The sequence below is a fragment of the Phenylobacterium sp. genome, from assembly GCF_046463815.1.
Classification (GTDB): domain Bacteria; phylum Pseudomonadota; class Alphaproteobacteria; order Caulobacterales; family Caulobacteraceae; genus Phenylobacterium.
On record NZ_JBKBRO010000018.1, the window covers coordinates 34,721 to 43,964 of the forward strand.

Annotated in this window: 7 protein-coding genes; 4 read left to right on the forward strand and 3 right to left on the reverse strand. The window is 69.5% G+C overall.

The genetic code is table 11. The features are described 5' to 3' along the window. Nucleotides 1-254: 254 nt before the first annotated feature. Nucleotides 255-1,634, forward strand: coding sequence for a DEAD/DEAH box helicase (locus tag ACK4TT_RS13120; protein WP_410213143.1), 1,380 nt, complete (start codon nucleotides 255-257; stop codon nucleotides 1,632-1,634). 34 nt (nucleotides 1,635-1,668) lie between these two features. Here ACK4TT_RS13120 and cutA read toward each other — a convergent pair whose 3' ends face one another. Genes cutA through ACK4TT_RS13135 form a run of 3 tightly spaced genes read right to left on the reverse strand, consistent with a single transcriptional unit; the run spans nucleotide 1,669 to nucleotide 4,381 of the window. Continuing rightward, a complete protein-coding gene (gene cutA / locus ACK4TT_RS13125) occupies nucleotides 1,669-1,992 on the reverse strand; it encodes a divalent-cation tolerance protein CutA (RefSeq protein ID WP_410213144.1) in 324 nt (107 codons plus the stop codon). 5 nt (nucleotides 1,993-1,997) lie between these two features. Beyond that, nucleotides 1,998-3,419, reverse strand: coding sequence for a bifunctional glutamate N-acetyltransferase/amino-acid acetyltransferase ArgJ (argJ, locus tag ACK4TT_RS13130; protein ID WP_410213145.1), 1,422 nt, complete (start codon nucleotides 3,417-3,419; stop codon nucleotides 1,998-2,000). Further along, the gene (locus tag ACK4TT_RS13135; protein ID WP_410213146.1) at nucleotides 3,416-4,381 is read right to left on the reverse strand and encodes a peptidyl-prolyl cis-trans isomerase; all 966 of its coding nucleotides are present in this window, start codon (nucleotides 4,379-4,381) and stop codon (nucleotides 3,416-3,418) included. Before ACK4TT_RS13135 ends, argJ begins: the two co-directional genes overlap by 4 nt. Nucleotides 4,382-4,532: 151 nt before the next feature. Between ACK4TT_RS13135 and ACK4TT_RS13140 the strand changes: the two genes are divergently transcribed. From ACK4TT_RS13140 to secA, 3 genes are all read left to right on the forward strand, one after another. Beyond that, nucleotides 4,533-5,705 (forward strand): acetyl-CoA C-acyltransferase, encoded by a 1,173-nt coding sequence (locus ACK4TT_RS13140; protein WP_410213147.1) that lies wholly within the window; start codon nucleotides 4,533-4,535, stop codon nucleotides 5,703-5,705. 134 nt (nucleotides 5,706-5,839) lie between these two features. After that, nucleotides 5,840-6,346, forward strand: coding sequence for a GNAT family N-acetyltransferase (locus tag ACK4TT_RS13145; protein ID WP_410213148.1), 507 nt, complete (start codon nucleotides 5,840-5,842; stop codon nucleotides 6,344-6,346). A 128-nt stretch (nucleotides 6,347-6,474) separates the two neighbouring features. Beyond that, nucleotides 6,475-9,228: a preprotein translocase subunit SecA gene (gene secA / locus ACK4TT_RS13150; protein WP_410213149.1), complete on the forward strand. Its 2,754-nt coding sequence runs from the start codon at nucleotides 6,475-6,477 to the stop codon at nucleotides 9,226-9,228. Nucleotides 9,229-9,244: the final 16 nt, after the last annotated feature.

Sequence of the window (9,244 nt, forward strand, 5' to 3'; positions counted from 1 at the left end):
CGCCACAGGCCGCCACCGAATGGCCGGCGCGGGTTGACTTCACCGTGGCGGGCCCCGATGTACGGGCCTGCGCCCAAGTCGGCGCGATCGGCGCTCCAGCCGCGTGGGGCCTCAAACGAGGCTCAGCCTGTCGAGCCCACCGATTTCTCATAGATCCGCCCGTCACGCGGGGCGCTTCCCCAAAGACCCGCGACTTCCGCGGCCCTCGGAAAGCCCGAGCGGCCGCGTTCGGCGCATACGTGAAAGACTACAGTTTGACCCAATTCACCGACCTCGGCCTCGCCAAGCCGCTGCTCAAGGCGCTGGCCGACGAAGGCTACACCTCGCCCACGCCGATCCAGGCGCAGGCGATCCCCGGCGTGATGGCCGGCCGCGACCTGCTGGGCATCGCCCAGACGGGCACCGGCAAGACCGCCGCCTTCGCCCTTCCCATCCTGCACCGCCTCTCCGAGGACCGCCGGCCCGCGCCGCGGCGCTCGGCCCGCGTGCTGGTGCTCTCGCCCACCCGCGAGCTCGCCACCCAGATCGCCGAGAGCTTCAAGGCCTACGGCCGGCACCTGGGCCTCTCGGTCGCCATCATCTTCGGCGGCGTGAAGTACGGCCCGCAGATGCGCGCCATGGCCGGCGGCGTCGACGTGCTGGTGGCCACCCCCGGCCGCCTGATCGACCACCTTCAGGAGAAGTCGATCACCCTGGAAGGCGTCGAGACCTTCGTCCTGGATGAAGCCGACCAGATGCTGGACATGGGCTTCATCGTGCCGATCCGGCGCATCGTGAAGTTCCTGCCCCGCCAGCGGCAGAACCTGTTCTTCTCGGCCACCATGCCGGGCGAGATCGAGAAGTTGACGGGCGAGATCCTCAACCCCAACCCGCTGAAGGTCTCGGTGACGCCGCAGGCCACGACCGTGGAGCGCATCAACCAGCGCGTCCTGTTCGTCGAGCAGCAGCGCAAGCGCGCCCTCTTGGCCGAGCTGTTCGACGACGCGAGCTTCAAGCGCGTGATCGTCTTCACCCGCACCAAGCGCGGCGCCGACCGCGTGGCCCGCTCCCTGGAGCAGGTGGGCGTCGAGGCCGCCTCGATCCACGGCGACAAGAGCCAGGGCCAGCGCGAGCGGGCGCTGGCGGCCTTCAAGGCGGGCGACGTGCGCGCGCTGGTGGCCACCGACATCGCCGCGCGCGGCATCGACATCGACGCGGTCAGCCACGTCGTCCAGTTCGAACTGCCCAACGTGCCGGAAGCCTACGTCCACCGGATCGGCCGGACGGCCCGGGCCGGCGCCGACGGCTCGGCCGTGGCGTTCTGCGCCGACGACGAGCGCAACCTGCTGAAGGACATCGAGAAGGTGACGCGTCAGCGCATCCCCTCGTTCGACCGCCGCAACGACCGCCAGCTCGGCGCGGCCACCGCCGCCATGCCCGAGACCGGCGGCAAGCCCGAGCGGTCGGAACGCTCGGCCCAGCCCCATCGCGGCCAGCACAAGGCCAAGCCGAACCGCAACCACGGCGAGGCCAGGCCCGGCCACCGCCATGAAGGCGGCGCGGCGCGCGCGGCCGGCGACAAGCCGGCGCGCCCGACCTTCAAGGGCCCGCGTCGCGGCGGCGGCGGCCGTTCGGGCGTCTGGTCGAACCACTGACGAGCCGAGGCGCCGCCGCGTGCGGCGCCTCGCCTCAAGCCTGATGGGGCGTCGCCTCCGCGATCCAGGCGAGATAACCCGGATCGCCCTCGGCCACCGGCATGGCGATGACCTCGGGCTGTTCGTAGCCGTGCAGGGCCAGGATGCGGCCGTGGACGTTCTCGAACAGCTCGCGGCGGGTCTTGATGAGCAGCAGGTGCTCGTCCTGGCGCTCGATCTTCCCCTTCCAGCGGTAGCGGCTGTGGACCGGCAGGATCTGGACGCAGGCGGCCAGCCCTTCCTCCAGGAGCGCGTCGGCGATCCGCTCGGCCTCCTCGAACAGCGCCGTGGCGGTCTGGATCACGATGGCGTGGGTCATCGGCGTCAGCTCCGGTAGTCGCCGTTGATCTCGACGTAGCGCTTGGTGAGGTCGCAGGTCCAGACGGTGGAGCTGGCGCGGCCCACGCCCACGTCGACGGTGACCTCCAGCTCCTTCCTCTTCATGTAGGCGCTCATCTTCGCCTCGTCGTAGGACGGCGCGATCAGGCCGTCCTGGGCCGCCCACAGGTCTCCGAACTTCACGCTCAGGCTGTCGCGGTCGATGGGCTCGTCGGCCTTGCCCACGGCCATGACGATGCGGCCCCAGTTGGCGTCCTCGCCGGCGAAGGCGGTCTTCACCAGGGGGCTGTCGGCGATCGACTTGGCGATCCTGCGGGCCGAGGCGGCCGTCTCGGCGCCGGTGACGGTGATCTTGATGAACTTGGTGGCCCCTTCCCCGTCCCGGACGAGCTGGTGGGCCAGGTCCATCAGCACCCCTTCCAGCTTGTCGCGGAAGTCGGCCAGGCGCTTGTCGCCGGCGCGACTGATCCGGGGCGCGCCGGACTGGCCGGTGGCGAACAGCAGCAGGGTGTCGTTGGTCGAGCGGTCGCCGTCCACCGTCACGGCGTTGAAGGTGTTGCGCGTGTAGAGGCTGACGAGCGCCTGGAGCGCGCCGGGCGAGATGGCCGCGTCGGTGACCACGAAGGCCAGCATGGTGGCCATGTCGGGCGCGATCATGCCCGAGCCCTTGCAGATGCCGCCGATCCGCACCGTCGTCCCGTCGATCGTGGCCTCGGCGTAGGCGCCCTTCGGGAAGGTGTCGGTGGTCATGATGGCCCGGGCCGCGGCCGCCCAGCCGTCGTCGGTGAGCCGGCCCTCGATGTCGGCCAGGCGGTTGGTGATCCTGGCGTCGTCCAGCAGGACGCCGATGACGCCCGTCGAGGCCACCATGACGTCGCGCTGGCGGCAGTCGAAGCGCTTGGCCACGCCCGCGGCCACCCGGCGCACGGCGTCGGCGCCTGGCTTGCCGGTGAAGGCGTTGGCGCAGCCGGCGTTGACCACCAGCGCCCGCGCGCCCTCGCCCTTGGTGGCCTCCAGGTGGCGCTTGCACCAGTCGACCGGCGCGGAGCCCACGCCGTGCCGGGTGAAGACGCCCGCGGCGCTGGCGCCTTCGGGGAACACCATGACCAGCAGGTCGTCGCGCTCGTGCTTGTAGAAGCCGGCGCGGCCGGTCGCCATCTGGACCCCGGCGATGGGCCGCATCCGGGGGAACGGCACGGCGAGCGGCGAGACCGGCATGGCCGACTTGTCCGCCTTGGCGGCGGCCGTCGCGACCGGCGCCTCGAAGGCGTGGGCCTGCTTCTCGGCGCGTTTCAGCGCCGCGCGCTTGAGCGCGCTGGCCAGGGGGTCGAGCGCCCGTTCCAGGGTCTGGCCGACCACCTCCACCGGCTTGGGCGCCGCCTTGGTCTTGGAGGGCTTGCGGGTCATGTGCGGTTTCCCTGGGTCGGGCTGGAGGCGGTCTTGTCCGGGACCGGTGGCTTGGGAGCCCCGCCGCGCGCCTTGGGCGCGTCGGCCGGCGGAGCGGCGCGGGGCGCGCCCTCCTGCGGCTTGACGAGAGTTTCGATCCTGGCCTTGCCGCGCAGCTTCTCCAGCAGGTCGCGGATGCGGTCGTAGGTCAGGAAGCGCACGATCTGGGGCCGGGCGGCCTCCAAGGTGATCGGCTGCTCCAGGCGGCGGTCCTCGACCTTGACCAGGGCGAAGCCGCCCTCGACCGGGAACGGGCCCACGATCTGGCCGGGCTTCGCGGCCTTGAGCGCCGTGTCGTAGACGTCCGGCATGACGTCGGTGGTGAAATAGCCCAGGTCGCCGCCGTTGAAGCGGGTGGCCGCGTCGCGGGAGCGCTCCATGGCCAGGGCCTCGAACGAGGCGCCGGCGGCCAGCAGCTTCTTCACCGCCTCGGCGTCGGGCTCGGTGGCGACCACGATCTGACGGGCGCGGATCTCCTCCGAGCGCTTGGCGAGCTTGCGCTGCTCCTCGTAGAGGCCGCGGATGTTGTCCTCGGTCACCGCGTCGGCGACCACCTTCTCCACCAGCATGTCGCCCAGGATGCGGTCGCGCGCGGCCGCCAGCCGGCGCTGGGCCACCGGGTCCTGGTCGAGCTTGCGCTTCAGGGCCTCGGCCGCCAGCAGCTTCTGGTCGACCACCTCGTCCAGCACCCGGCGGAACAGGTCCGAGGACGGGTCCAGCGGCTCGCCCTCGCCGATCAGCCCCTGGGCCACCGCCTCGCGCTTGACGTCCGAGACCCAGACGGTCCCGCCGTTCACCCGGGCCACGGCCACGTCGCCGCGCTCGGGCGGGCGGTCGCCGTCGCCGCCGCGCCCGCAGGCGGAAAGCCCGGCGACCAGCGCCAGCACGAGACAGGCGTTGCGGAACGGTGTTGCGGCCGCCATGCGGTGTCACCCCCGGGTTTTCTTAGGAGCGAAGGCGCGCTGGAAGGCGCGGCCCGTCCCTAGCCATTTCCGTCACGGGATGCAAAGGTTGCGCCCCGGTTCCAACGCTTGTTTAAAAGCGCCCGATCATTGTTCCGGAGGATCATTTAAAATGCGCGAAGCGGTCATCGTCTCCTACGCCCGAACGGGCCTCGCCAAGTCCATGCGCGGCGGGTTCAACATGACGCCCACCGTCTCGATGGCCGCGCACGCGGTGAAGCACGCGGTCGAGCGCTCGGGCCTGGCCCCGGCCGAGGTCGAGGACGTGTTCATGGGCAACGTGGCCCACGGCGGCGGCAACCTGGGCCGCCAGGCGGGCCTGCTGGCCGGCCTGCCGATCACCACCTCGGGCGTGACCGTCAACCGCTTCTGCTCCTCGGGCCTCCAGACCATCGCCATGGCGGCGGGCTATGTGCGCAACGACGGCGCGACGGTGGCGGTGGCCGGCGGCGTGGAATCCATCTCGATGCCGAACCCCGGGATCGGCAGCGCCGAGAACTTCGATCCGAAGCTGACCGAGATGTATCCGGCGATCTTCATGCCGATGATCGACACGGCCGACATCGTGGCCGAGCGCTACAACGTCAGCCGCGAGGCCCAGGACGAGTACTCGCTGGAAAGCCAGCGGCGCATGGCCGCGGCCCAGCAGGCCGACAAGTTCAAGGACGAGATCGTCCCGATGAAGACCAAGATGAAGGTGGTCAACAAGGAGACGAAGGAAGAGTCCGTGGTCGACTACGTGGTCGCCAAGGACGAGTGCAACCGCCCCGACACCACGCTTGAAGGTCTCGCCGGCCTTCAGCCGGTGCGCGGCCCGGGCAAGTTCATCACCGCCGGCAACGCTTCGCAGCTCTCGGATGGCGCTGCCGCCGTGGTCGTGATGGAAGGCAAGGAGGCCGAGCGCCGCGGCCTGGAGCCCATGGGCGTCTTCAAGGGCTGGGCCGTGGCCGGCTGCGAGCCCGACGAAATGGGCATCGGCCCGGTCTTCGCCATCCCGCGCCTCCTGGAGCGCCACGGCCTGAAGATCGACGACATCGACCTTTGGGAGCTGAACGAGGCCTTCGCCAGCCAGTGCCTCTACTGCCGCGACAAGCTGGGCATCGACCCGGCCAAGTACAACGTCAACGGCGGCTCCATCGCCATCGGCCACCCCTTCGGCATGACCGGCGCGCGCCTGGCGGGCCACGTCCTGCAGGAAGGCAAGCGCCGCGGCGCCAAGCACGTGGTCGTCTCCATGTGCATCGGCGGCGGCATGGGCGGGGCGGGCCTGTTCGAGGTCTTCTGATCTCCACCCCATGGGATTGAGATGAGGGCGGCGTCTCGGCGCCGCCCTTTTTCTTAGGCCGGCGTGTAGGCGCCGAGGCGACGGACGCGCCCGCAAGCTTCACTGGGCTTCGTTCGCCCCGTTAATGTGGCTGTATGTCCATCCCCAGCCTGAACACCGAACGGCTTGTCCTGCGGGCGCCTGCAGCCTGCGATTTTCCAGTCTACCGCGACTTCTATGGCGACGCGGAGGCCTCGGCCTTCTACGGCGGACCCCTGACCCCTGCGCTGGCGTGGCGCAAGCTCGCCTACGACATCGGGCACTGGTCGCTGCGCGGATTTGGCATGTGGACCGTCACGCTCAGGGCGGACGGCTCTGTCGTCGGCGGCTGCGGTCTCGTGTGGCCGGAGGGGTGGCCGCGGCACGAGCTCACGTGGTGGATCGTTCCGGCGGCCCGGCGCCATGGGTACGCATTCGAGGCCTCCCGCGCGGCCGTCCGCTGGGGCTATGACGCCTTAGGCTTCGAACGGGTCGAGACGCATATGGACGATGAGAACGCGCCGGCCCGCACCCTCGTCGAGAAGCTGGGCGGCGTGGTGATCGATCGCCAGGCCTTCCCCGACGGGATCAGCCGGAACATCTACGCCCTGCCGAAGGTGTGAACCCTCGTCACCCGCTGGGGGCTCCGCGTTGACTTGGGCGGGGGTAGTCCTTAAGTCACCCACGCCCCAAAAGAGCGGCTTTTCCGGCGCGCGAAGGGCCCCAGTCGCCGTCGATCGGATACCTTCCCTTGAGCATCTTCCAACGGTTCTTCGGTTCTTCCAACGACCGCAAGGTCAAGGCCATGCAGGCGCGGGTCCTCAAGATCAACGCGCTGGAGCCCAAGATCCAGGCGCTGTCCGACGCCGAGCTGCGGGGCAAGACCGACGAGTTCAAGGCCCGGCTCGCCAAGGGCGAGACCCTGGACCAGATCCTGGAGGAGGCCTTCGCCGTGGTGCGCGAGGCCGCGCGCCGGACGCTGGGCCAGCGGCACTACGACGTGCAGCTCGTGGGCGGCATGGTCCTGCACCAGGGCGGCATCGCCGAGATGCGGACCGGCGAAGGCAAGACGCTGGTGGCCACCGCGCCGGTCTATCTGAACGCCCTCGCCGGAAAGGGCGTGCACGTCATCACCGTCAACGACTACCTGGCCCAGCGCGACTCTGAGTGGATGAGCCAGGTCTACGGCTTCCTGGGCCTGACCACCGGGGTGATCGTCCACGGCCTCAGCCAGGGCCAGCGCCAGGCCGCCTACCGCAGCGACATCACCTACGGCACGAACAACGAGTTCGGCTTCGACTACCTGCGCGACAACCTGGTCTATGAAGCGGGGGAGATGGTCCAGCGGGGCCACAACTTCGCGATCGTCGACGAGGTGGACTCGATCCTGATCGACGAGGCCCGCACCCCGCTGATCATCTCGGGCCCGACCGAGGACCGGTCCGAGTTCTACAAGACCATCGACCTGCTCATCAAAGAGCTGATCAAGGACCCCGCGACCTTCGACCACGACGAGAAGCAGCGCCAGGTCATCCTGACCGAGGAAGGCTCGGAGCGGATCGAGCAGATCCTGGAGGAAGGCGGCCACCTGGCCGAGGATTCCGCCGGCCTCTACGACCCGGCCAACGTCTCGGTCGTCCACCACGTGAACCAGGCGCTGCGCGCCAACGTCCTCTATGTGCGCGACAAGGACTACATCGTCCGCGCCGGCGAGGTGATCCTGATCGACGAGTTCACCGGCCGCATGATGCACGGCCGCCGCCTCTCGGAGGGCCTGCACCAGGCCATCGAGGCCAAGGAAGGCGCGGTCATCCAGCCCGAGAACCAGACGCTCGCCTCGGTCACCATCCAGAACTACTTCCGCCTCTATTCCAAGCTGTCCGGCATGACCGGCACGGCGGCCACCGAGGCCCAGGAATTCCTCGACATCTACAAGATGGACGTGGCCGAGATCCCGACCAACCGGCCCATCCAGCGGATCGACGACGACGACGAGGTCTATCGCACCGCCGCCGAGAAGAACCAGGCGATCATCAAGCAGATCGAGGACTGCCATCGCCGCGGCCAGCCGATCCTGGTGGGCACGGTGTCGATCGAGAAGTCCGAACAGCTCTCCGAGCTGCTCAAGGCCCACAAGTTCGAGATCGACGGCAAGACCAAGACCGGCATCCCGCACAACGTGCTGAACGCCCGCTACCACGAGCAGGAAGCCCTGATCGTGGCCGACGCCGGCGTGCCGGGCGCCGTCACCATCGCCACCAACATGGCCGGCCGCGGCACCGACATCCAGCTCGGCGGCAACGTCGACATGAAGCTGGCCAAGTGGCGCGAGGAGCAGCGCGCGGCGGGTGTCGAGGTCACGCCCGAGCAGGCCTTCGCCCAGCGCGCGGTGATCGAGGCCGAGATCAAGGACCTGAAGGAGAAGGCGCTGGCCGCCGGCGGCCTCTACGTCCTGGGCACCGAGCGCCACGAGAGCCGCCGGATCGACAACCAGCTGCGCGGCCGGACGGGCCGCCAGGGGGACCCCGGCCGCTCGAAGTTCTTCCTGTCCTGCGAGGACGACCTCTTGCGCATCTTCGCCGGCGACCGGCTGGACGCGATCATGCGGACCTTCGGCGTGCAGGAAGGCGAGGCTATCACCCACAAGTGGCTGAACAGCGCCATCGCCACCGCCCAGAAGCGCGTCGAGCAGCGGAACTACGAGATCCGCAAGAACCTGCTGAAGTACGACGACGTCGTGAACGACCAGCGCAAGGCCGTGTTCGAGCAGCGCCAGGAGTTCATGGAAGCCTCCGACCTCTCGGAGGTGATCGCCGAGTTCCGCCGCGACACCATCAGCGACCTCGTCCAGCGCCACCTGCCGCCCAAGGCCTACGCCGAGCAGTGGGACGTGGCGGGCCTGGCCGCCCAGACGCAGCACCTCCTGGGCCTCGACCTGCCGATCGCCGAGTGGGCCGCCGAGGACGGCATCGCCAACGAGGAGATCGAGGAGCGCATCGTCAAGGCCGCCGACGCCCGCGCCGAGCAGCGCAACGCCATGGTCGGCGACCACATGCGCAACGTCGAGAAGAGCTTCCTGCTGCAGACCATCGACCTGCAGTGGCGCGAGCACCTGATGCACCTCGACCACCTGCGCAACGTGATCGGCCTGCGCGGCTACGGCCAGCGCGACCCTCTGAACGAGTTCAAGACCGAGGCCTTCTCGCTGTTCGAGAAGCTGCTGGTGGACCTGCGCCAGAACGTGACCCGCTGGCTGATGACGGTGGAGTTCCAGTTCGAGGAGCCCCCGGCCCCGCCGCCCGGCCAGATGTTCGAGGTGCATCTCGACCCGCTGACCGGCGAGAACGAGGCGGGCGGCTTCCTGCCCGACAACATCTCGCCCGAGCAGCGCGAGGCCCTGCCGGTCACGTCCCTGCCGGACGGCTGGGAGGACACCGGCCGCAACCAGCCCTGCCCCTGCGGCTCGGGCAAGAAGTTCAAGCACTGCCACGGCGCGCTGGTCTGATCGCTTCCCTCCCCTT

What these genes read in the sequence shown, in the direction of transcription:
- cutA (WP_410213144.1), bottom strand. Translation starts at nt 1,992, where the DNA reads ATGACCCACGCCATCGTGATCCAGACCGCCACGGCGCTGTTCGAGGAG.
- argJ (WP_410213145.1), bottom strand. Translation starts at nt 3,419, where the DNA reads ATGACCCGCAAGCCCTCCAAGACCAAGGCGGCGCCCAAGCCGGTGGAG.
- ACK4TT_RS13135 (WP_410213146.1), bottom strand. Translation starts at nt 4,381, where the DNA reads ATGGCGGCCGCAACACCGTTCCGCAACGCCTGTCTCGTGCTGGCGCTG.
- ACK4TT_RS13140 (WP_410213147.1), top strand. Translation starts at nt 4,533, where the DNA reads ATGCGCGAAGCGGTCATCGTCTCCTACGCCCGAACGGGCCTCGCCAAG.
- ACK4TT_RS13145 (WP_410213148.1), top strand. Translation starts at nt 5,840, where the DNA reads ATGTCCATCCCCAGCCTGAACACCGAACGGCTTGTCCTGCGGGCGCCT.